We start from the raw sequence: 20871 nt of genomic DNA, 5'->3' as shown, positions 1-20871 counted from the left end.
GTCACCCTCGGTTCCGCCTTGGTCGTACCGTCAGCACATCGGAGTGCGTCATGTCGTCCCATCTCTCCGCGGACCACCCGGCCGCCCAGCCACCGGGACACGGCTCGGTCGAGGCACTCATATCGCAGGCCCGGCGGCTGCGGGGCGACGTCGACGCGGTACGACGGGACAGCCAGGAGGACGCGGCGGACCCCCGGGGCCGCTGGCAGCGCGCCCTGTACGACCTGGCGCTCCATCAACTCACCGACCTCGACGCCCACTTGGCGCAGCTGCGGGACGGGCCGGCACCCGCGCCACGTCCCGGTTCGCTGCTCAGCCGGGTCGGCAGCGCGGAGTGGAACCTGCTGACGGACGAGGCCGAGTGGTCCGGGGAGCTGTTCCAGATCCTGGGCCGCGACCCCGGGTCCGTCCCGCTGAGCCTCGACGAACTCCCCTCCGTGGTACTCGCCGACGACCGCCCGAAGCTGACCGCGATGGTCACGGACTGTCTCGTCGACGCCCGTCCCATCGACGGCGAGTTCCGCGTCGTGCACGCCGACGGGACCGTACGGACCGTGCACATGATGGGCGAGCCCGTCCTGGACGCCGACGGCAGCACCGCGTCGATGTGGGCGGTACTGCGGGACGTCAGCGAACTGCGCCGCAGCCAGCGGGCGGTGAGCGAGACCCGTGACTCGCTCCGGCACCCGCCGCTGCCGCCCTGGCACGGTCTGCTGCGGTTCCCGGACGAGGGACGCCCCGGTCTCGACCTGGCCGCCGCGCACCTCCCCGCGGTGCCGGCGACGGGCCTGCGGTCCCGGTACGGCGGCTGGTACGACGCGTGTCCGCTCGCCGTCGACGGCGAAACCCTGCTCACCGTCGGCGACTTCGAAGCCCCGGGGAGCGAGGCGCACGGTCCGGCGGTGCTCGTCGGCGCCCTGCGCGGCCTTGCACTGGCGGGCACCCGGCCCGAGCGACTGCGGGACGGGCTCGCCGCACTGCTCGGGACCACCGCCCTGCCCCCGGTGCGCGGCGCCGTCTACTGCGGCTACCGGCCCCGCACCCGCACCCTGACGTGGGCCGACGCCGCGGGCCCCGCCCCGCTGCTGTTCCGCGGCGGGACGGGGCGTGGGCTGTCCGGGCAGGCCGGGGCGACCCTCGAAGCGGGCGACCTGCTGCTCCTGCACACCGGCGCACTCGAACCGGCGGCCGTGGAGCACCTCCTCTCACTGGCCCCCCGGCTGGCGGGGACGGGCTCGGCACAGGACGTGGCACGGATCGTGGCGCGCGAGCTCGGTGAGTCTCCGAGCCGTCAGGACGCCTGCGTGCTGGTGGCCAGGGTGACTCCCTGACTCGACGCCCGGTGGTCCCGCGCGAGTCCGGTGCGTGGCCTCCTACGCCGGCGCGACGGTCCCGCCCGGCCCCTTCCCCCTGGGTGACTTGCCCTTGGGCAGCGCCAGTTTGATCTCCTCGCGCAGCTCCTGGATCCTCGGGTAGCCGGCGTACTCGGCGGTGAGCCGGTACATCTGGCGCAGCCGGTCCCAGGTCCGCTGGGAGGAGTTGGAGCCCATCGACACCAGGGCCAGGCGGGCGTACCGGTCAGCCTGTTCGGGGTCGTCGGCGATGAAGCAGGCGGAGGCCATGGACAGATAGTCGAAGATCTTCGACCGCTGCCGGCCGTCGATCCTGAGGGCCAGGGCCTTGTCCGCGTAGTGCTGCGCGTGCGCGGCGGCCCCCGGCTCGAACTCGGCGAGCGTCCGGTAGGCGAGGGCCTGCATGCCGTACAGGTCCTCCTCCTTGAACGTCTGCATCCAGTCCGGGGGCGGCACGTCCGCCTTGTCGGAGACGAAGAGGTCCTCGGCCCGTCCCAGGGTGCGCCGCATCGCCTGGCCCTTGCCCATGGAGGCCTGCGCCCAGGCCTCGATGGTGTAGAGCATGGCCTTGGTGCGCGGCAGCACCTGCTCGCCGGAGCCGGACCGGGCGAGCTTCATGAGGTCCAAGGCCTCGTCGGGGCGCCCCAGGTGCACCATCTGGCGGGCCGCCCGGGAGAGCGCCTCGCCCGCCCGGGGCCGGTCGCCGCCCTCGCGTGCGGCGTGCGCGGCGATGACGAAGTACTTCTGGGCGGTGGGTTCCAGGCCGACGTCGTGCGACATCCAGCCCGCGAGGACGGCGAGGTTGGCCGCGACGCCCCACAGGCGCCGCTGGAGATGGGGTGGGTGGTGGTAGGAGAGCATGCCGCCCACCTCGTTGAGCTGGCCCACCACGGCCTTGCGCTGGAGTCCGCCGCCTCGGGCGGCGTCCCAGGCGCGGAACACCTCGACCGAGCGCTCCAGTTCCTCCACTTCCTGCGACCCGATGGGGGCGGCCTCGTAGCGGTCGAACCCGGCGGGGTCGGCGTGCAGGGGTGGGTGGGGGTCGGGGGCGTCGGCCGCCAGGGCCGGGTCGGTGTGCAGCCAGTCGTACATGGCGCTGCTGAGTGCGGAGCCCGCGGCGAGCGCGGCGCCCGCGCCCACCAAGCCGCGTCGGTTGAGCATGAGGTCCATTCCCGTGAATTCGGTGAGGACCGCCGCAGTCCGCTCGGGCGCCCACGGCACGCCGTCGGGATGCTCTTCGCTCCCGTCGTGTGGCCGTTTCCCCGCACGCCCGTGCCGGACCAGACCGAGGTCCTCGATGGTCACGACACGGCCGAGACGCTCGGTGAACAGAACCGCCAGCACCCGCGGCACCGGATCGCGCGGGATCTCTCCCATGTCGATCCACCGCCGCACCCGCGAGGTGTCGGTCGCCAGTTGGGGGTGGCCCATGGCCGCCGCCTGCCGGTTGACCAGCCTCGCGAGTTCGCCCTTGGACCAGCCGGCCAGGCCGAACAGGTCCGACAGACGGGTGTTGGGTTCTTTGCTCACGTCAAGCCCCCAGGTTCTCGGCTGAGTTGACAGTAGCCCCGTGCGGGTTGCCGGGCGACTATTCGCCACCGTTCGCCAGGGTGCGCCAGATGGTGTGCCACGGGCGGCCGGGTGTCAGGTAGGAATGCGCCACCCCGACCCGGTCGCCGCGGGGGTACTCCCCAGGGTGGCCCCAGGCGGCCGGTCGGGCGGCGCGACGGCTTACGGAAGACGTGCCGGCCCCCGGTACCGAACGGACCGGGCTGGCACCGCTCTTCAGGCAGGCACAGCAGGCACACGAAGGGATCTGTCTCGCCCATGTACGCAGCATCGTCCTCCGTGTCCGCCCCGCAGCGCTCGCTGCACCCCCGCCCGGCGGCGGGTGGCGGCCCCTATCTCGCCCCCGCGCGTCCGGCGGCCCCGGTGCTCGGGGCGGGCCGGGCGCGGCACGGCGCGGGGCCCGGCACCCAGCCGCTCAGCGGTCGAATCGACCTGTCCGGCCCCCAGGGGGCCCAACTGCGCACGGCGATCGCCGCCGTGCACCGGATCTGCCCGGAGTTCTCCCCCGTCCAGGTACTGCGGCGCAGCGGCCGGTCCGTGCTGCTGGTCGGCACGACCGGGCGCAGCACGGCGGTGGCCAAGTGCTTAGTGGACCACTCCCCCGCGTGGGCGGAGCGCAGCCGGCACGAGATAGGGGCATACCGCTCGTTCGTCCGGCAGCGCCCTCCGGTGCGGGTGCCGAGACTGATCGCGGCGGACCCGGACAACGGCACGCTGGTGATCGAGCGGATGCCCGGGCGGGTGGCGGCGCTGCAGCGGCACCCCCTGGAGGCCCCGCCCCAGGCCGACATCAGGGCCGCGATCGGAGCGGTCTGCCGGCTGAACGCCTGGCGGCCGCCGGCCGGCACCTTCGACGCCCCGCTCGACTACGCGGCCCGGATCTCCCGCTATCACGAGCTGGGGCTGCTCACCGACCGGGACCTGGGCGACCTGCAGAAGCTGCTGCACGGCATCGCCCACGCCGGCGGGCGCCAGGGCATGGGCCAGTTCTGCCACGGTGACGCGCTGCTGTCCAACGTCCTCATGTCCCCGGCCGGACCGGTGCTGGTGGACTGGGAGCACGCGGGCTGGTATCTGCCGGGCTACGACCTGGCCACGCTGTGGGCCGTCCTCGGCGACGCCCCGGCGGCCCGCCGTCAGATCAGCCAGATCGCCCAGTCGACGGGCACGGCGGCACGCGACGCCTTCCTGGTCAACCTGATGCTCGTACTGACCAGGGAGATCCGTACGTACGAGACGGCCCTGCAGCGTTCGATGCACGACACGGTCGCCGCGTCGTCGGCGCCGGCCCATCCGGGTGCCGCGCCGACCGGCGAGGAGCAGCGGCTGCTGCTGCGCCGGCTGCACGACGACTGCCAGATGGCCCGCCGGGCCGTGCGGGCGGCGGTCGGCACGCGCTGACGGAAGGACGAGGAAAGACGGGGAAGACGAAACACAGGAAAGACGAATGGTCCGCGGTGTGCCCCTCGGGGCGCACCGCGGTTTTCGTGTGCCCGGCGGACCGGATCCGCGCGGGAGCCATTGGTGTGAGCCACTGACGCCGCGCAGGCCCGTGGGCCGCCGCCACGAAACTCGCCACACCCCTCCCTGACGTGGGAAATCGTCGATGCGACGGCATGATTGACGGATCGTCGGACCGCCGGGTACCACTGACCCACGCCCGGCCCCGCACACCCCGCCACGCCCCGTCACGCCCGACCGTCACAGGAGGCCGTTTTGCGAGGATCCCCCGTCGTGCCCGCCCTGGCCACCGCGGCGCTGCTGCTGCCGCTGCTCGGCGCGGCACCGTCCGCCGCCGCGCCCCCGGACGCGCCACCCGCCCCGGACCGGCTCCAGCGGGCGTTCGCCACCGCGGCGGCCGAGTACCACGTGCCGCAGAGCGTCCTGCTCGGTGTCTCCTACCTGCAGTCCCGCTGGGACGCGCACGGCGGCGCGCCGAGCGTGACCGGCGGCTACGGCCCGCTGCACCTCACCGACGCCCGCACGGCACTGGCCGAGGTGCCCCGGTCCCACCACTCGGAGGGCTCCGAGGACCCGCGCGGCGACGACGCGCGTGCCCGGCTGCACCCGGCGGACGGTGCCACGCCGTCGGCGTCCACCGATCTGCCGGCCCGGCTGACCACGCTGCCGAAGGCCGCCGGGCTGTCCGGCCTGAGTCCCGAGGCGCTGCGCACCGACCCGGCCGCGAACGTGTCGGGCGGTGCCGCGCTGCTCGCCGCCGCCCAGCGGGACCTGGGTGAGCCGCTCAGTGCGGACCCGGCCGACTGGTACGGGGCGGTGGCCCGTTTCTCGGGCGCGGAGGACGCCGCGACGGCGGCGGCGTACGCGAACGACGTGTTCGAGGTCATCCGCGCGGGCGAGCGGCGCACCACGGACGCCGGCCAGCGGGTCACGCTGGCCGCCCGTCCCGGCCTGGCGCCCGACCTCTCGCAGCTGGACGGCGCGGGCCTGCGCGCCGCGTCCGCCGCCGGAACGGAATGCCCGACGTCGGTGTCCTGCGAGTGGATCCCGGCGCCGTACGAGGAGTTCGGCGACGGCGACTACGGCAACCACGACCTGGGCGACCGGCCCGACTCCCAGCGGATCGGCTACATCGTCGTGCACGACACGGAGGGCACCTGGGACGGCGTCCTCAACATGGTTCAGGACCCCACCTACGTGTCCTGGAACTACACGCTGCGCTCCACCGACGGTCACATCGCCCAGCACGTGAAGGCGAAGGACGTCGCCTGGCACGCCGGCAACTGGTACGTCAACGCCAAGTCGGTCGGCCTGGAGCACGAGGGGTTCCTGGCGGAGCCGGACGCCTGGTACACGGAGGCGATGTACCGGTCGTCGGCACGGCTGGTGAAGTACCTGGCCAAGAAGTACGACATCCCGCTGGACCGGCAGCACGTCCTCGGCCACGACAACGTCCCGGGCACCACCACGGCGACCATCCCGGGCATGCACACCGACCCGGGTCCCTACTGGGACTGGCGGCACTACTTCCAGTTGCTGGGCCGCCCCCTCCAGCCGACCGCCGGGAAGAAGTCCTCCCTGGTGACGATCCGCCCCGACTACGGGGCCAACCGGCCCGAGTACACCGGCTGCGAGAGCGCGGGCGAGTCCTGTGCGACGCACGGTTCCAGCGAGGTGCGGCTGTACTCCGACCACGACGTGAACGCGCCGCTGATCAAGGACATCGGCCTCGGCACCACCCCCACGACCGGGGTGAACGACCTGTCCTCCCGGGTCTCCACCGGCCAGCAGTACGCGGTGGCCGACCGGTGGGGCGACTGGACGGCCATCTGGTACCTGGGCCAGAAGGCCTGGTTCCACAACCCGCGCAGGAGCCCGGCGGCGGTGCCCGCGTCGGGCCGGGTGGTCACCCCGAGGAAGGGGCTCGCCGGCGTCCCGGTGTACGGCCGGGCGTACCCGGAGGCGGCCGCCTACCCCGCCGGCGTACCCGCGCAGGCCGTGTCGCCGCTGCCGTACACCCTGCCCGCGGGGCAGAGGTACGTGGTCGGTGAGAAGGTGCCCGGCGAGTACTACTACGCGGTCGACTTCGACGGGGCGTCCCGCCAGGTGGTGCGGGGCAAGGACCAGTACTACGAGATCCAGTACGGCCACCGGGTGGCGTACGTACGTGCCGCCGACGTGACGGTGACGACCGCGCGGTAACCGCCGGACGCTCTCAGCCCTGCTGGAAAAGCTCCGCCGGGAGCGGCTTCAGCAGGGCGTACAGATCGTCGGTGATGGGGCGGTCCCAGGCGGCGATGGTCACCAGGACGCCGTCGCTCCGGTCGAACTGCACGCAGGAGATCCGGCTCTCGGAGAGCTTGAGGCGGCGCACGACGAGCAGGTTGTCGCCCTGCATCACGGGGACGTCCTCGGCGCCGACGACCGTGATCTCCTCGTCGTTCTCCAGGGCGAGCAGCAGCTGGGCCACCTCGAAGGGGATCTCCCCCTCGGGGACCTCGCGGGCCGGGGAGCCGTCCGGGAGGTTGCCGATGATCATCGCGGGGCCGCGGCCGCCGAACAGGTCGTAGCGCAGGAAGACGCCCTGGCAGGTGCCGTCGGGCGCGGGCAGCAGTCCGGCGCCGAGGTTCCCGGGCCAGTCGCCCGGGTCCATGGCCAGTACGTCGAAGTCGGGCCCGGCGGGCGTGGCGCTGCGGCGGCGGAGGAACGACATGCCGCCATGGTACGTGGCCGGACCGTGTGAACGGCGTGCGGGCGGGCGCCGGCCGGACTACGCGGTCCGCCCGTGCCGCTCCTGGTGGCGGGCCACTCGCGCCCGGTTGCCGCAGGAGGGCTTGCACCATTCCTGACGGGGGTGCTCCTTGAGGAAGTAGCGCACGCAGCGCGGTGCGTGGCAGGCCCGCAGCCGCTGCCGGTCGGGCCCCGCGAGGAAGCCGATCACGGCTTGTGCGAGGGCGGCGGCGAGGTCGGTCCCGGCACCCTCGGCGGGTACGGCGCGGACCACTGGTGGGGTGGCGTCGGCCCAGGCGAGGACGGGGACCGTGGGGGTGCGGGCGGCGGCCTCGTTCAGGCGGCGCACCGCCTCCGGCGCGGGCAGCAGCCGGGCGGCGTCGGCCGGGCTCGGCTCGCCGGGGCGTACGGCGCGGGCGAAGAGGGCGCGGGCCGCGGCCCGTACGTCCCGGACGGCGGCGAGGGCGAAGGCGTCGGCGGTGAAGCCCTCGCCGTCCGGCACGAGCCCCGGGTGATCCTCGACCCAGGCGGTGAGCCCGGAGGGTTCGGCCAGGTCGTCGGCGACCGCGCCGTGTCCGTCGTGCCGGACGGTCAGCGCGAGGTCGAGCGCGATCCGGGTGTCCCTGCCGGGCGAGTCCTGCATGGGGCCGATGATAGGCACGCCGGAGCGGGGCGGGTGTCACTCCTCCGGTGGAGCCGGGGGGATCACCGCGACCGGGGACGCCGCGTGCAGCAGGACGGCGTGGGTGACCGAGCCGATCATGCGGGCGGGGGCCAGCAGGCGCCGGCGGTGGCGGCCGACGACGACCAGGTCGGCGTCCCTGGAGTTCGCGACCAGCTGTCCGGCGGCGTCGCCCGGCGCGACGTACGGCTCGGCGCGGACGCCGGGATGGCGCTCGCGGTAGGGGGCGAGGAAGCCGTCGGCGAGGACCCTGGTCTCGCTCTCGAGGGAGACCTCGTCGATCACCGGGGGCACGATCTGCCCGGCGGCGGCCCAGGTCTGCACCGGCCACGGGTAGGCGGCGACCACTTGGAGGCGGGCGCCGCGCAGCTCGGCCTCGGTGAAGGCGAAGGACAGGGTGGCGTCGTCGGGACTGTCGACGTGCAGGCCGACCACCACCCGGGGGCCGGGTTCCTCCGGCGCCTCGCCGTGGACCTCGCGCCCGGGGCGTGGCACCACGACGACGGGGCATTCGGCGTCGCGGGCGGCGGCCATGCCGTTGGAGCCGAGCAGCAGGCCGGTGAAGCCGCCCCGGCCCCGGGAGCCGAGCACCAGCAACTGGGCGTCGGCGCCCAGCTCCGGCAGCAGGGCGCCCGGCACGCCCTCCATGCCGACGTACTCCGTCGGCACCGCGTAGGCCCGCCCCTGAAGGTGCGCGCGGGCCTGGTCGAGCGCCGGGTCCTCGGCGGTGTCCGGCGGGCCCGCGACCAGGACGTCGGTCTGGGCCCAGGCGGCGTACTGTCGCACGTGCACCACTCGAAGGGGTGCCTCGCGCCGGTGGGCGGCGTCGAGCGCCCAGTCCAGGGCGCGCAGGCCGTCGTCCGAACCGTCGACCGCCGCGATGACCGGCAGGGTGCTCATGGGTCCTCACCTCCGGAGTACGGACTTCCCCCCGTCGGCGGGCCAAACACCCCGGTTCGGCCGGTCGGCGCACCCGCGGTCGTCCTACGTGAGGTCGAACTCCCCTTCCCGCGCTCCCGACACGAACGCGCCCCATTCGGCCGGGGTGAAGATCAGGGAGGGGCTCTGCGGGCTGCCGCTGTTGCGCATGGCGATGAACCCCTCGACAAAGGCGATCTGGACATCCCCCAGGCCACGGCTGCTGGACTGCCACTGCGCGTTGCTGAGATCCAGCTCCGGCTTGTCCCAGCCCATGAGCGGTCGCTGTTGGGTGGTGCTCTCGGCCACGTCCGTGCTCCTCCCGGTTTCGTCGTCCGCGGCCAGCCTAGCGATCTGTTCCGACCGCCGACAGGCCGTGCGAGGGTGCCTTTCGGACGGGAGGCAGGGATTCGGCGGTGATCAGCCCGGTCCGAGGAAGCCGGCGGCGCGGTGGGCTGCCGGCGCGGGTCGTCCAGTCACGGACGGTGCCCGGGGCGCGACCGGACGGTGACGGAGGCGGGCGCGGCGAAGGCTTCCCGGGGGCGGGTGGGCGTCGCCGGCGGGTCCGGCACCCAGGGCATGGCGAGGCAGCGGAGGCACGCGCGGGGGCCGCCGGGCAGGACGGCCGGCGGGTCGCCCTCGTCCCGCACGGGGTGGGCGAGGCGGGTCCCGTCGGGGGCGGTCAAGGGCCGCCCTGCACCGGTCCTCACCGGCCGGCGCCGGGTCGGGCAGCACAGTCGCGGCGTCAGGAAGCGGTGAAGCGGTCCCGCAGCTCCCGCTTGAGGATCTTCCCGCTGGCGTTGCGCGGCAGGGCGTCCACGAACCGGACCCGCTTGGGCGCCTTGAAGGCGGTGAGCTTCTCGCGGGCGTGGGCGATCAGTTCCTCCTCGGTGACCTCGCTGCGCGGCACGACGACGGCCGTGACGGCCTCGATCCACCGTTCGTCGGGCAGGCCGATCACCGCCGCCTCGGCGACGGCGCCGTGGGTGTAGAGGGCGTCCTCGACCTGGCGCGAGGCGACCAGCACGCCACCGGAGTTGATGACGTCCTTCACGCGGTCGACGATCGTGAAGTAGCCGTCGGCGTCCCTTACGGCGAGGTCGCCGGAGTGGAACCAGCCGTCGCGGAAGGCGGTCTCGGTCTCCTCGGGCCTGTCCCAGTAGCCCTCGCACAACTGCGGGGAGCGGTACACCACTTCGCCGGGTGTGCCGTCGGGCACGTCCTTGCCGTCCTCGTCGACCACGCGCGCGTCGACGAACAGGACGGGGCGGCCGCAGGAGTCCATCCGGCCCTCGTGCTCGTCGGGGCCCAGGACGGTGGCGAGGGGGCCGATCTCGCTCTGGCCGAAGCAGTTGTAGAAGGCGAGGTGCGGCAGGCGTGCGCGCAGCCGCTCCAGGACGGGTACCGGCATGATCGACGCGCCGTAGTAGGCCTTGCGCAGGCCGTCGAGGTCGCGGGTGGCGAAGTCGGCGCGGTTGGCGAGGCCGATCCACACGGTGGGCGGTGCGAAGAGGCTGTCGACGCGGCCCTCTTCGACGAGGTCGAAGACGCGGTCGCCGTCCGGCGCGTCCAGGACGATGTTGGTCGCGCCGACCGCGAGGTAGGGCAGCAGGAAGACGTGGGTCTGCGCCGAGTGGTAGAGCGGGAGCGCGTGCGCGGGGCGGTCGCCCGCGCTCAGGTCCAGGGCCGTGATGGCGCTCAGGTACTCGTGCACCAGCGCCCGGTGGGTCATCATCGCGCCCTTGGGCAGCGCGGTGGTGCCGGAGGTGTAGAGAAGCTGCACCAGGTCCTCGGCGCCCGGTTCGGGCCCGTCGTACGCGGGCGCCGACGCGAGGCGGGCGAGGAGCGAGCCGTCGGCGTCGCGCAGCGGCAGGGTGCGGGTACCGGCGGGGAGCCGGGGGGCGAGGCCGGGGTCGGTGAGGACCAGCGCGCTGCCGGACTGGGTGACGAGGTAGGCGAGGTCGTCGCCGGTGAGGTTCTGGTTGACCGGCACGTGCACGAGGCCGGCTCGGGCGCAGGCCAGGAAGCCGATCAGGTAGGCGTCGGAGTTGTGGCCGTAGGCGGCGACCCGGTCGCCCGGGGACAGCCCTTCCTCCAGCAGGACGCTCGCCGCGCGGGAGACCGCGGTGTCGAGTTCCTCGTACGTCCAGGTGCGGTCGCGGTACTCCACCGCGACGCGGGCCGGAGTGCGTCGGGCGCTGCGCCGCAGCACCCCGTCGACGGTGCTGCCGTGTCCGGGCGTCATGACATGATCCTCGGCCGGTCGCCGGGGCGGGTCAAGCCGTGTGCGACGGTGGGCCCGCCCCTCGCGCGCACCGCGCACGCCCCATTGACACAGCCCGCCCCTGACAGGAAAGTTTCACTCCGCACGGCGATCCGGGAAAGATACTTTCAGCTTCGACGGCGGGAGGCTCTTCGATGGCCGGTCAGGCGACGCACGGATGGACACGGCGCCAACTGGGCGCCGGCGCCCTGGCCCTGGGCGGTGCCCTGGCCATCGCCCCGTTCGCGGCCGGGCCCGCCGAGGCCGCCTCGGGCAAGGGCCGCCGCCCCACCCTCGGGCACGGACCGGCCGAGCGCGCCGGGCTGCTCCCGGGCCATCTGCGCCGGCTCGTCACCGACGCCGAGGCCTTCCTCGGCCCGTCCCCCGAGCACCCGTGGTACGCGGGCGCCGTGCTGCTGGCCGGCCGGGGCGGCACGGTGGCGCTGCACGAGCCCATCGGCATGGCGGTGCGCTACCGGGCCTACGACGAGGCGAGCGACACCGGTGTCGAGTTCCCGGCGGCGCAGCAGATCCCGATGGCCAAGGACACGGTGTTCGACCTCGCGTCGGTCTCCAAGCTGTTCACCTCGATCCTCGCCGTGCAGCAGCTGGAGCGGGGCACGCTGGAGCTGGAGGCGCCGGTCGCCTCGTACCTGCCGGACTTCGGACGCGCGGGCAAGCAGGACGTGACGGTCCGTCACCTGCTCACCCACACCTCGGGGTTCCGAGCCTGGATCCCGCTGTACAGCGCGCCCACGTACGAGGAGAAGGTCCGGCTCGTCTACGACGAGGCGCCGGTGAACGCCCCCGGCACGGCGTACCTGTACTCGGACCTGAACATGATCTCGCTCCAGCTGGTGCTCGAGAAGGTGACGGGCCGCACCCTGGACGTGCTGCTGCGTGAGGAGATCACCCGGCCGCTCGGTCTCGGCCGCACCCGTTACAACCCGCCCGCCTCCTGGCGGCCGGGCATCGCGGCCACCGAGGACGCCCGGCAGCCCTGGTCCGGCCTGGACCGCGGGCTGGTCTGGGGCGAGGTGCACGACGAGAACGCCTTCAGCCTGGGCGGGGTGGCCGGTCACGCGGGGGTGTTCTCCTGCGCGTGGGACCTCGCCGTCCTCGGCCGCACGCTCCTCAACGGCGGTTCCTACGGCCGGGCGCGCATCCTGCGGCCGGAGTCCGTGGAGCTGATGTTCACCGACTTCAACACGGACTTCCCGGGCGACGAGCACGGCCTGGGCTTCGAGCTGTACCAGCACTGGTACATGGGCGCGATGGCGACTCCGCGCACGGCCGGGCACACCGGTTTCACGGGCACCTCGCTGGTGCTGGACCCGACGACCGACTCGTTCCTCGTCGTCCTCGGCAACTCCGTCCACCCGGTGCGCAGTTGGCGTTCCGGTTCGGCTCCACGAGTGGCGGCGGGCACCAACCTGGCGCGTGCGGTGCCGGTGCGGCCCGCACACGGACGGACCGCCTGGTTCTCGGGGACGGCCGGTTCCACGACGGTCACGCTGACCCTGCCCGCGCTGGACACCTCGGCCGGGCGGGCGCGGCTGCGCTGCTCGCTGTGGTGGGACACCGAGCCCGGGTCGGACACCCTGGTCCTGGAGTCCACGACCGACGGCGGCGCCTCGTGGCAGCCCGTCCCCTTCACCACGACTCGCCGCGGCGAGGCACCCCGGGAGCATCCGGCGGGCTCGGTCACCGGCTGGTCGGGACGCGTCTGGCACGGACTGAGCGCCGGCCTCCCGGCCGCGCGGCGGCTCGCCCTGCGCTGGCGGTACACGACCGACCCGCTGTACGTCGGCCGCGGGGCGTACGTCAACGGGGTGCGCGCGGAGGCGGGCGGCCGCGTCCTGTTCCACGACGCGCGCCCGGCGGACGCGGCGCGCGTCGAGGCGGTGGGCTGGTCGGCGTCGGCCGACTAGGCAGTTTCGTTTGGATCACCGCGCGGACCAGAGGAAGTGTCCCGCGATGTGGAGTCCGGCCAGGTAGATGGTGGCGGTCTTCTCGTCGCGGCCGGCGATGCCGCACCGCTGCTCGAGGCGGGGCGCCGAACCGGGGGCCTGGCGGGCTCGGCGGCGGCCTGCGGCAGCGCTATCAGGACACAGGTCATTGAAAATACAACAAGGCCTTGCTGGGGGCGCGTCCCGCACGTGACACTCGTGGTGGCTACCGCCCCAAGTGGCGGGGAAGGCAGGTGACTTGACACTGCCTCATGCCCGTAGTGCCTCGTGTCCACAACGCCTCATGCCGCCTTGTGCGCTTCCCCCCAGGAGGTCCTGATGAAGAAGAGCCACCGGAAAGCCGGGTTACTCGTCGGTCTGGCGTCAGCGGTCGCGCTGCCGCTGATCGGCGCGGCGCCGGCTTCCGCCGCGCCGACGGCCGCCGCCCCGCCGGATTCCGCCACCACGTCGGCAACGTGGTCACTGTTCCAAGGCCACAACCAGTACTGCGCGAGGCCGAACAGGCTGACCCGCACCTACGCCATCGGAGCCGTGGAGGGCACCTGGTCCTCCCCGATCACGGCCGGACTGCGGAAGCTGCCCCCGGGCTCGACCAGCGACGGGGTCGCGACCCTCGCCCCGGGCACGAACGAGCGGGACCCGGAGGACGGGGGTCTGGCCATCAACATCTGGCTCCAGCTGTCGATCGCTCCCGCCCCGACCGGGACGTACACCGCCGAGCTCTACGCCACCGACGGCAAGGTGACACAGACCGACCGGGTCACGATCAAGATCAGTGAGGATTGCTGACCCAGTCAGTTTCGTTCGGATCACCGGGCGGACCAGAGGAAGGCGGTGAGAACGAACGCGCGTGGCCGGCAGCGGGCGTCGGCTGCGACGTGGATCTTTGTGGTCAGCCCACCGCGGGAGCGGCCGATGGCGTGGTCGCCGGGTTCGCCGGCCAGGTCCCCTTCTTACGGACCCCGGCCGCGTGCTGATGGGTCCGCACGATCGTGGAGTCGACCGAAACGGCCCAGTCGAGGTCCTCGTCCGCGTCGGCCTGGGCCACCGGGGCGGTGAACACCCGCTCCGTTGAGGGCCTTCTGCAGGTCGACGGGGCCGAGGTCGCCATGACGGGCTCCTTGTCGTGCGGGGATCGCGTACGGAATGTCTGCTGTGTCGCGGTACCCGGCCCCGTCCCGGCCATGCGCGCGCCCGTCAGCCCCGCGCCCCGTCCAGCACCGCCATCGCCGCGTTGTGCCCCGGCACTCCGCTCACCCCTCCCCCGCGCACGGCGCCCGCTCCGCACAGCAGGACGTTCGCCACACCGGTCTCCACGCCCCAGTGGCCGGTGCCCTCCTGGGCGTGGGGCCAGGACAGCTCGCGGTGGAAGATGTTCCCTCCGGGCAGGCGCAGGTCGCGTTCGAGGTCGAGCGGCGACCTGGCCTCGATGCAGGGCCGCCCGTCGGCGTCGGTCGCCAGGCAGTCGGCGAGGGGTTCGGCGAGGTGGGCGTCGAGCTGCGCGAGGGTCGACTTCAGCAGTTCCTCGCGTACGGCGTCGTTGTCCCGGGCGAAGAGGCGGGCCGGCGTGTGCAGGCCGAACAGGGTGAGGGTGTGCATGCCCCGCGCGGCGAGACCCGGACCGAGGACGGTGGGGTCGGTCAGCGAGTGGCAGTAGATCTCGGAGGGCGGCGCGTCGGGCAGTTCCCCGGCGGACGCCCGGGTGTGCGCGGCGGCCAGCTGCTCGTAGCCCTCGGCGATGTGGAAGGTCCCGGCGAAGGCCTCGCGCGGGTCGGCCTCGGGGTCGCGCAGCCGCGGGAGCCGGGTCAGCAGCATGTTCACCTTGAGCTGGGCGCCCTCGGCGGGCGACGGCGGCGCCTCGCCGGTGAGCGCCGCGAGTTCTTGCGGCGAGGCGTTGACCAGGACGTGGCGGGCGGCGGCGACGTGCTCGCCGTCGGCCGAGCGGTGGGTGACCTCGGCTGTCCGGCCGTCGGCCTCGATCCGTACCGCCTCGTGCCCGGTGGCGAGCACGGCGCCGGCGGCGCGGGCCGCGTCGGCCAGCGCGTCGGTGAGGGCGCCCATGCCGCCGACCGGGACGTCCCAGGCGCCGGTCCCGCCGCCGATCACGTGGTAGAGGAAGCAGCGGTTCTGGAGCAGGGAGGGGTCGTGGGCGTCGGCGAAGGTGCCGATCAGGGCGTCGGTGAGGGCCACGCCCCGGACCAGGTCATCGACGAAGTGCTCCTCGATCGCGGCGCCGACCGGCTCCTCGAACAGGGCCCGCCAGGCCGCCTCGTCGTCGACCCTGCGGCGCAGCTCGTCCCGGGTGGGCAGCGGCTCGGTGAGGGTCGGGAAGACCCGCTGCGCGACGCGGCCGGTCATGGCGTAGAAGCGCTGCCAGGCGGCGTACTCCCGATCCGATCCGGTGAGCCGGGCGAAGGACTCGCGCGTGCGCCGCTCGCCCCCGCCGACGAGGAGCCCGGTGGGCCGCCCGCCGCGCTCGACGGGGGTGTACGAGGAGACGGTGCGGCCACGCACCCGGAAGTCCAGGCCGAGGTCCCGCACGATCTTCCTGGGCAGCAGGCTGACCAGGTACGAGTAGCGCGAGAGCCGTGCGTCGACCCCGGCGAACGGGCGCGTGGACACGGCCGCTCCGCCGGTGTGGTCCAGCCGTTCCAGCACCAGCACGGAGCGGCCGGCCCGGGCCAGGTAGGCGGCGGCGACCAGGCCGTTGTGGCCGCCGCCGACGATGACGGCGTCGTAGGTGCGGGAGGTGCGCGAGGTGCTGGGCGGGGTCGTCATGGCTCTTGGTAACACGGCCCGATCGGGGGCGGCCAGCCCGCCGCCGGCCACCGTCCGCCACCGGCGCCCGCCCTCCGTGCCGGTCTGCCGGTCAGTGTGCCGCCGCCCCGCGCACTGCCGCGACCCTGCGGTACAGCTCCGTGGCCTCGGCGGCGCGGCCGAGCTGCTCCAGGCAGTGGGCCTCGTCGTCGCGGGCGGTGAGGGTGTCGGGGTGGTCGGGACCCAGGACGCGTTCACGGGCGGCGGCGACCAGACGGTACTCGGTGAGGGCGGCGGGCCGGCGGCCCAGCCGGCACAGGGCGACGGCGACCTCCCGGCGGCTGACCAACGTGTCCGGGTGGTCCGGGCCGAGCACCCGCTCACGGAGCGCGCGGACCTCGCGGGCCTCGGCGAGGGCCTCTCCCCAGCGGCCCAGCCTGCCGAGGCAGACGCCCAGGCCCTGCCGGGCGCGCAGGGTCTCGGGGTGCTCGGCGCCCTGGGCGCGGGTGCGGTCGTCGGTCAGCTCCTCGTACACGGCCAGCGCTTCGCCGCGGCGGCCGAGGCGGCCCAGGGCGACGCCGGTCTCGTAGCGGGCGGCCAGGGTGTCGGGGTGGTCGGGTCCGAGTGCTCTCGCGCGGGCGCCGGCGACCTCGCGGTAGGTCGCCAGGGCCTCCTGCCAGCGGTCCAGCCGCCCCAGTTCGTAGGCGACCTCGTAGCGGGTGACCAGGGTGTCGGGGTGCTCGGGTCCGAGCACGCGGGCCCGGGCGGCGGCCACCTCGCGGGCCGTACGGTGGGCTTCCCCGGTACGGCCGAGCCGCCCGAGGCTGGCGGCCAGGTTGTGCCGGCAGCGCAGGGTGTCGGGGTGATCGGCACCCATGGTGCGCTCGCGGGCGGCCAGGACCGACGCGTACACCTGGTGGGCGTCGGTGTACCGGCCCAGCCGGCCCAGGGTGTAGGCCATCTCCTGGCGGACGGCGAGGGTGTCGGCGTGATCGGCCCCCAGCATCCTGATCCTTGCCTCGGCGACGCCCTTGTACGCGCGCAGCGCGTCGGCGGCGCGACCGGTGCGGGCGAGGACGAACGCGGCCTCGTGACGGCTGGCCAGCGTGTCGGGGTGGTCGGGGCCGAGCAGGCGCTCGCGTTCCGCGGCGACCGCGCGGTGCACCTCGCCCGCCTCCGCCCAGCGGCCGAGCCGGCCCAGGCTCAGCCCCGCGTTGTGCCGTCCGGCCAGCCTGACGACGGCTTCGGCCGGCGGGTCCGGCCGTTCGCCCGGGCCGGGCGGGGCGGCCCGGTCCCCGGCGGTCCGGGCGCCGGCGGTCCGGGCGCCGGCGGTCCGGGCGCCGGCGGTCCGGGCGCCGGCGGTCCGGGCGCCGGCGGTCGGGTTCTCGGCGATCGGCTCCGTGGCGGCCCGGTTCGCGGCGGGGTGCGGCGTCCAGGCGCCGGACAGGCCCGCCCCGGGGACCGGGGGCGTGAGGCGCGGACCGGTGCCGGTCGCCTTGGGACCGGTGGTCATGCCGCGGGTCCAGGGCGGCAGCCCGGCACCACCGCCGAGCGGCTCACCCGTGCGCGGCCGGGCCGCCACCGGAGCAGGCGCGGGTGCGGTACGTCCGGCGCTGATCCGGCGCCCCAGTTCGCGGGCGTCGTCCGGCCGCTGCCCGGGACGTTTGGCGAGCAGGTCCAGGATGATCCGGTCCAGGTACCCGGGCAGCTCGGGGCGGTGGACGCGGGGTGGCACGGGCTCGGTGTCGCGGTGGCCGACGAGGATCGCCCAGGCGTCGTCGTGGTCGAACGGCGGGGCGCCGGTGGCGATCTCGTAGAGCACGCAGCCCAGGGAGTACAGGTCGCTGCGCCGGTCGACCTCATCGCCGCCGATCTGCTCGGGCGACATGTAGTGCGGGGTGCCCATGGCGATGCCGGTGCCGGTGAGCCGGGCGGTGAAACCCGCGTCGTGGCCGAGCCGGGCGATGCCGAAGTCGCAGATCTTCACGGTGCCGTCGACGGTCCGCACGATGTTCGCGGGTTTGAGGTCGCGGTGGACGACGCCCTGTTCGTGGGTGTGGGCGAGCGCGGAGGCGACCTGCTCCGCGATGTCGACGACGTCGGGGACGGGCAGCGGATGGCCCTTGCCGGCCTCCAGGAGCCGGCTCAGGTCGTGCCCCTCCAGCAGCTCCATGACCAGGAAGAGCACGCCCTCCCACTCGCCGAAGTCGTGGACGACGGTCACCCCGCGGTGCTGGAGCGCGGCGGCCACCCGGGCCTCGCGCCGGAACCTCTCCCGCAGGACGCGGTCGAAGGAGTGGTCGTGCCGCGCACCCAGCGGTTTGAGGCACTTGACGGCTATGCGACGGCCCAGCGACTCGTCCCGCGCCCGCCACACCTCGCCCATGCCGCCGCGTCCGATCCGGTCGAGCAGCCGGTACCGGCCGTGGATCAGCGTGCTGTCCCCCATGACTTCGCCGCCCCCGTGGTTCAGTCCGCCGCGCCCTCCCCTGGCGGGTCCAGTATGGCCGCTTGTCGTCCGATTTTGTATGGCGCCGGACGCGCGGCCGGGCCGAGCCGTGCCATGGCGCGCAGGATGTGCTTGGGCGGCAGCTGCCAGCGCAGACGTGCGGGGGCCCGGCGCAGCAGGGTCCCCGTGGCGCGCAGCCGGCGGGTGACGGTGGCGGGCGGGGGCGCGGGCCTGCCGTAGAGCTCGTGCGCGTACGGCGGCAGTGAGTCGTACGCGAGACGGGCGACCCGCCGCCACAGCAGCTCGCGGGCCGGGACCAGGAGGGGGTGGACGGGCGGGCGGCGCAGGAAGTCGTCGACCTCGTGTGCCTCCTGCCCGGCGGACAGTTCGGGCCCTACCCGCGCGAAGTAGGCGGCCAGGTCGGCCCGGTCCACGGGCACGGAGTCGGGGTCGAGGCCGACGAGGCGGGCGCTCTGCCGGTGTTCGGCGAGGTAGCGGTCGGCGTGCGCGTCGGTCAGCGGGAAGCCGGAGCGGCCGAGGACGTCCAGGTAGGAGCCGATCTCGGCGCAGTGCACCCACAGCAGCAGTCCGGGTTCGTCGATGCCGTAGCGCTCGCCCGTGTCGGGGTCGGTGGCGCCGAGCATGCGGTGGATCTTCCGTACCCGGGCGCCGGCCCGCTCGGCGGCCTCGGTGGTGCCGTACGTGGTGGTGCCGACGAAGCCCGCGGTGCGCATCAGCCGGCCCCAGGCGTCGCGCCGGAAGTCGCTGTTCTGCATCACGCCGCGCACCGCGCGCGGGTGCAGGGCCTGGAGGTAGAGGGCGCGGATGCCGGCCACCCACATCATGGGGTCACCGTGCGCCTGCCAGGTGACCGACTCGGGGCCGAAGAGCCCGGGATCGGCGTTCGTCCGCGTCGCCGCCATACCGGCAGGCTAACGCCCCCGCGCGCCCGGATCCCAGGGCTCAGCGCAGAGTGGCGAGGAACTCTCCGCAGGCGCGGGCGCAGTCGCGGCAGGCCTTGGCGCTCTCCTCCGCGCCCGGGTGGCCGTCGAAGACGTGCGCGCTCTCCAGGCACACCTGCCGGCACCACTCCAGCTGGGCGCGGATGGCGGCCTCGTCCACCTGGTTCTGCTCGGACAGCACCCGGCAGGTCGCGTCGCAGACCTCCGCGCACATGATGCCCCTGCGCCGTACGAGCTCCTGGTTCTCGGTCCCGTCCGGGTCCACGAGGCTCGCCCGCAGGGCGCAGGCCCGGGCGCACTCGGTGCACGCCTGCGCGCACGCGAAGCGGTCCTCGAGGAAACGGAACAGTTCCTGCTGGGAAGTCGTCGTCGATGTCACACCGGGCGGGTTGCCGCCCGCGGCGGCGCCAAACCGCCGGGCCCGGCGCCGCCAAGGGCTCCGGGCCGTTTTCCGGGTGGGTCGCGGGGGCACCCGTGGACCGCCTCCGCGACCGGCGGGGGCGACGACGCCGAAGACGCACGGAGGTGCACGGACATGCCGGGACGACAGGAACTGCCGTCGACTCTGGAACGCTCCCCGCAGGAGGCCCGGCGCACCTGGATCAAGGCCCACGACTCGGCCGTCGAGGAGTACGGCGAGGGCGAGCGGGCCCACCGGGTGGCGTACGGGGCGCTCAAGCACAAGTACGAGAAGGTCGGCGACCACTGGGAGCGCAAGGAGGGCGGCCGCAAGGGCCCCTCCGACCCCCAGTCCGCGCGGCCCCGCGGACGGGGCGGGCGCAGCGGCGAGGGCGTCGACGAGAAGGCCTCGAAGGAGCATCTGTACGGCGTCGCGCGGCGCCTGGGCGTCGAGGGCCGTTCGAAGATGTCGAAGGCGGACCTGCTCGCGGCGATCAGGAAGGCCAACCGTTCGCGGACGCGAGCGTCGCGCGCGGGGTGAGCGGGGTGAGCGGGGTGAGCGGGTTGGTGCCGCGGGCCGGGGGTACCCGCGCTCCATGACCAACGCATGGATGGATCTGGCCGCGGGCGGCTCCGGCGGTTTCCCCGTCTGGCTGATCATCGCGGCCGTCGTGGTGGTGGGTGTGCTGATCGGCGCGTTCGTTTTCGGCAGCCGGCAAAAGCGCCGGGAGCCCCCGCCGCCGACGGCCGACGAGCAGCCCCGTCTGCCCGACGACGGGCCCGTCCAGGAGGTGCGGGAGCGTCGGGAACCGGACGAGATGCCGCGGACCGACGAGCGCACGCTGCCGCACGAACTCGGGCACCAGGGCAGCCGCACCGCCTCCGATCAGCAACGGCCCCGCTGGGACGAGGGCAGCAGCGGCTCCTTCGGCAGCGGTGGCCCGGGCGGACGCTGACCCGCGCAAGGTGCCGTACACAGGGAAGTGAGAACCATGGCGGACCCCGCTCGCGACAACCTGCCGTTGCCCGACTACGACCATCTGCCGATCGGCGGTCTGGAGAGCCGGATCCGGTCGCTGGGTGCGGACGAGGTGCAGGAACTGCTGGCCTACGAGCGGTCGCACGCCGACCGGGTCCCGGCCACCGAGGTGCTGTCGACCCGTCTGGAGCAGTTGCACTCCGGTGCCGAGCCCTCCTCCGGCGACCCGGGCGCCGTACGGCCCGAGCAGGGCGCGGCCCGCACGGGATCCCCCGTGTCGCCCGCGACCTCTCCGCAGCCGTTCTCCCCGCCCCCGCACGGCACTCCGGACCAACGGGGCAAGCCGAAGGGTGACCGCACCTAGGCGGGGCGTAGTTTCC

The 20871-nt window shown here is 74.2% G+C and carries 20 protein-coding genes and 1 pseudogene; 8 read left to right on the top strand and 13 right to left on the bottom strand.

Translation table 11 applies throughout. The features are described 5' to 3' along the window. Positions 1–50: 50 nt before the first annotated feature. On the top strand, positions 51–1331 hold the full coding sequence (locus ACIQFU_RS27585) for a PAS domain-containing protein (protein ID WP_402554919.1): 1281 nt from the start codon (positions 51–53) through the stop codon (positions 1329–1331). Between the two features lie 42 nt (positions 1332–1373). On the opposite strand, the gene ACIQFU_RS27580 is transcribed toward ACIQFU_RS27585, so the two are convergent. Next, a complete protein-coding gene (locus ACIQFU_RS27580; RefSeq protein WP_402554917.1) occupies positions 1374–2882 on the bottom strand; it encodes a hypothetical protein in 1509 nt (502 codons plus the stop codon). Between the two features lie 297 nt (positions 2883–3179). On the opposite strand from ACIQFU_RS27580, the gene ACIQFU_RS27575 reads away from it, so the two are divergent. Together ACIQFU_RS27575 and ACIQFU_RS27570 are read left to right on the top strand one after the other, a co-directional pair. Further along, on the top strand, positions 3180–4322 hold the full coding sequence (locus ACIQFU_RS27575; RefSeq protein ID WP_402554915.1) for an aminoglycoside phosphotransferase family protein: 1143 nt from the start codon (positions 3180–3182) through the stop codon (positions 4320–4322). Positions 4323–4655: 333 nt separating this feature from the next. Continuing rightward, complete coding sequence (locus ACIQFU_RS27570; protein ID WP_402554913.1) at positions 4656–6584, top strand: N-acetylmuramoyl-L-alanine amidase; 1929 nt, start codon at positions 4656–4658, stop codon at positions 6582–6584. A 13-nt stretch (positions 6585–6597) separates the two neighbouring features. On the opposite strand, the gene ACIQFU_RS27565 is transcribed toward ACIQFU_RS27570, so the two are convergent. The 6 genes from ACIQFU_RS27565 to ACIQFU_RS27540 all read right to left on the bottom strand — a co-directional run bounded on the left by ACIQFU_RS27565 (position 6598) and on the right by ACIQFU_RS27540 (position 10957). Next, positions 6598–7095 carry a hypothetical protein gene (locus ACIQFU_RS27565; RefSeq protein WP_402554912.1) on the bottom strand — a complete coding sequence of 166 codons (498 nt, stop codon included), beginning with the start codon at positions 7093–7095 and terminating at the stop codon, positions 6598–6600. A 57-nt stretch (positions 7096–7152) separates the two neighbouring features. Beyond that, positions 7153–7755 carry a CGNR zinc finger domain-containing protein gene (locus tag ACIQFU_RS27560; protein WP_402554910.1) on the bottom strand — a complete coding sequence of 201 codons (603 nt, stop codon included), beginning with the start codon at positions 7753–7755 and terminating at the stop codon, positions 7153–7155. Positions 7756–7791: 36 nt separating this feature from the next. Then, positions 7792–8694, bottom strand: a complete 903-nt coding sequence (locus ACIQFU_RS27555) for a universal stress protein (RefSeq protein WP_402554909.1) — start codon at positions 8692–8694, stop codon at positions 7792–7794. A gap of 84 nt (positions 8695–8778) precedes the next feature. Further along, positions 8779–9021, bottom strand: coding sequence for a DUF397 domain-containing protein (locus tag ACIQFU_RS27550; protein ID WP_007446660.1), 243 nt, complete (start codon positions 9019–9021; stop codon positions 8779–8781). A 167-nt stretch (positions 9022–9188) separates the two neighbouring features. Then, positions 9189–9398, bottom strand: a complete 210-nt coding sequence (locus tag ACIQFU_RS27545; protein WP_402554907.1) for a hypothetical protein — start codon at positions 9396–9398, stop codon at positions 9189–9191. A gap of 59 nt (positions 9399–9457) precedes the next feature. Continuing rightward, entirely contained in the window at positions 9458–10957 is a 1500-nt protein-coding gene (locus ACIQFU_RS27540; protein ID WP_402554906.1) for an acyl-CoA synthetase, read from the bottom strand. A 173-nt stretch (positions 10958–11130) separates the two neighbouring features. Here ACIQFU_RS27540 and ACIQFU_RS27535 point away from each other — a divergent pair, with 173 nt between their 5' ends. Further along, positions 11131–12906, top strand: a complete 1776-nt coding sequence (locus ACIQFU_RS27535) for a serine hydrolase (RefSeq protein WP_402554904.1) — start codon at positions 11131–11133, stop codon at positions 12904–12906. 357 nt (positions 12907–13263) lie between these two features. Further along, positions 13264–13734, top strand: a complete 471-nt coding sequence (locus tag ACIQFU_RS27530; RefSeq protein WP_402554902.1) for a DUF5980 family protein — start codon at positions 13264–13266, stop codon at positions 13732–13734. A 41-nt stretch (positions 13735–13775) separates the two neighbouring features. Here the strand turns inward: ACIQFU_RS27530 and ACIQFU_RS27525 are convergent. The 6 genes and pseudogenes from ACIQFU_RS27525 to ACIQFU_RS27500 all read right to left on the bottom strand — a co-directional run. Beyond that, positions 13776–13862: pseudogene (locus ACIQFU_RS27525) on the bottom strand (IS5/IS1182 family transposase); the annotation flags it as partial. After that, positions 13838–14056 carry a hypothetical protein gene (locus tag ACIQFU_RS27520; protein ID WP_402554901.1) on the bottom strand — a complete coding sequence of 73 codons (219 nt, stop codon included), beginning with the start codon at positions 14054–14056 and terminating at the stop codon, positions 13838–13840. The pseudogene ACIQFU_RS27525 and the gene ACIQFU_RS27520, both read right to left, overlap by 25 nt. An 86-nt stretch (positions 14057–14142) precedes the next feature. Continuing rightward, a complete protein-coding gene (locus ACIQFU_RS27515; RefSeq protein ID WP_402554899.1) occupies positions 14143–15723 on the bottom strand; it encodes a phytoene desaturase family protein in 1581 nt (526 codons plus the stop codon). Positions 15724–15814: 91 nt separating this feature from the next. Next, on the bottom strand, positions 15815–18151 hold the full coding sequence (locus tag ACIQFU_RS27510) for a tetratricopeptide repeat protein (protein ID WP_402554898.1): 2337 nt from the start codon (positions 18149–18151) through the stop codon (positions 15815–15817). A gap of 20 nt (positions 18152–18171) precedes the next feature. Continuing rightward, a complete protein-coding gene (locus ACIQFU_RS27505) occupies positions 18172–19074 on the bottom strand; it encodes an oxygenase MpaB family protein (RefSeq protein ID WP_402554896.1) in 903 nt (300 codons plus the stop codon). Positions 19075–19114: 40 nt separating this feature from the next. Beyond that, the gene (locus tag ACIQFU_RS27500) at positions 19115–19492 is read right to left on the bottom strand and encodes a four-helix bundle copper-binding protein (RefSeq protein ID WP_402554895.1); all 378 of its coding nucleotides are present in this window, start codon (positions 19490–19492) and stop codon (positions 19115–19117) included. A gap of 156 nt (positions 19493–19648) precedes the next feature. Between ACIQFU_RS27500 and ACIQFU_RS27495 the strand changes: the two genes are divergently transcribed. The 3 genes from ACIQFU_RS27495 to ACIQFU_RS27485 are packed head-to-tail and all read left to right on the top strand — an operon-like array spanning position 19649 to position 20855. Next, positions 19649–20053, top strand: coding sequence for a ChaB family protein (locus ACIQFU_RS27495; protein WP_402554893.1), 405 nt, complete (start codon positions 19649–19651; stop codon positions 20051–20053). A gap of 55 nt (positions 20054–20108) precedes the next feature. Continuing rightward, positions 20109–20468 carry a DUF6479 family protein gene (locus ACIQFU_RS27490; RefSeq protein ID WP_402554891.1) on the top strand — a complete coding sequence of 120 codons (360 nt, stop codon included), beginning with the start codon at positions 20109–20111 and terminating at the stop codon, positions 20466–20468. Positions 20469–20504: 36 nt separating this feature from the next. After that, on the top strand, positions 20505–20855 hold the full coding sequence (locus ACIQFU_RS27485) for a hypothetical protein (protein ID WP_402554890.1): 351 nt from the start codon (positions 20505–20507) through the stop codon (positions 20853–20855). The last annotated feature ends 16 nt before the right edge of the window (positions 20856–20871 follow it).

This window comes from Streptomyces sp. NPDC093065, from assembly GCF_044754585.1.
Classification (GTDB): Bacteria; Actinomycetota; Actinomycetes; order Streptomycetales; family Streptomycetaceae; genus Streptomyces.
This window is presented reverse-complemented; position numbering and strand designations above follow the sequence as displayed.

Bases quoted from the DNA above. Each gene is read 5' to 3' on its own strand.
- ACIQFU_RS27540 (WP_402554906.1), bottom strand. From the start codon at position 10,957: ATGACGCCCGGACACGGCAGCACCGTCGACGGGGTGCTGCGGCGCAGC.
- ACIQFU_RS27510 (WP_402554898.1), bottom strand. From the start codon at position 18,151: ATGGGGGACAGCACGCTGATCCACGGCCGGTACCGGCTGCTCGACCGG.
- ACIQFU_RS27555 (WP_402554909.1), bottom strand. From the start codon at position 8,694: ATGAGCACCCTGCCGGTCATCGCGGCGGTCGACGGTTCGGACGACGGC.
- ACIQFU_RS27490 (WP_402554891.1), top strand. From the start codon at position 20,109: ATGACCAACGCATGGATGGATCTGGCCGCGGGCGGCTCCGGCGGTTTC.
- ACIQFU_RS27565 (WP_402554912.1), bottom strand. From the start codon at position 7,095: ATGTCGTTCCTCCGCCGCCGCAGCGCCACGCCCGCCGGGCCCGACTTC.
- ACIQFU_RS27530 (WP_402554902.1), top strand. From the start codon at position 13,264: ATGAAGAAGAGCCACCGGAAAGCCGGGTTACTCGTCGGTCTGGCGTCA.
- ACIQFU_RS27505 (WP_402554896.1), bottom strand. From the start codon at position 19,074: ATGGCGGCGACGCGGACGAACGCCGATCCCGGGCTCTTCGGCCCCGAG.
- ACIQFU_RS27485 (WP_402554890.1), top strand. From the start codon at position 20,505: ATGGCGGACCCCGCTCGCGACAACCTGCCGTTGCCCGACTACGACCAT.
- ACIQFU_RS27520 (WP_402554901.1), bottom strand. From the start codon at position 14,056: ATGGCGACCTCGGCCCCGTCGACCTGCAGAAGGCCCTCAACGGAGCGG.
- ACIQFU_RS27575 (WP_402554915.1), top strand. From the start codon at position 3,180: ATGTACGCAGCATCGTCCTCCGTGTCCGCCCCGCAGCGCTCGCTGCAC.
- ACIQFU_RS27515 (WP_402554899.1), bottom strand. From the start codon at position 15,723: ATGACGACCCCGCCCAGCACCTCGCGCACCTCCCGCACCTACGACGCC.
- ACIQFU_RS27585 (WP_402554919.1), top strand. From the start codon at position 51: ATGTCGTCCCATCTCTCCGCGGACCACCCGGCCGCCCAGCCACCGGGA.
- ACIQFU_RS27495 (WP_402554893.1), top strand. From the start codon at position 19,649: ATGCCGGGACGACAGGAACTGCCGTCGACTCTGGAACGCTCCCCGCAG.
- ACIQFU_RS27560 (WP_402554910.1), bottom strand. From the start codon at position 7,755: ATGCAGGACTCGCCCGGCAGGGACACCCGGATCGCGCTCGACCTCGCG.
- ACIQFU_RS27535 (WP_402554904.1), top strand. From the start codon at position 11,131: ATGGCCGGTCAGGCGACGCACGGATGGACACGGCGCCAACTGGGCGCC.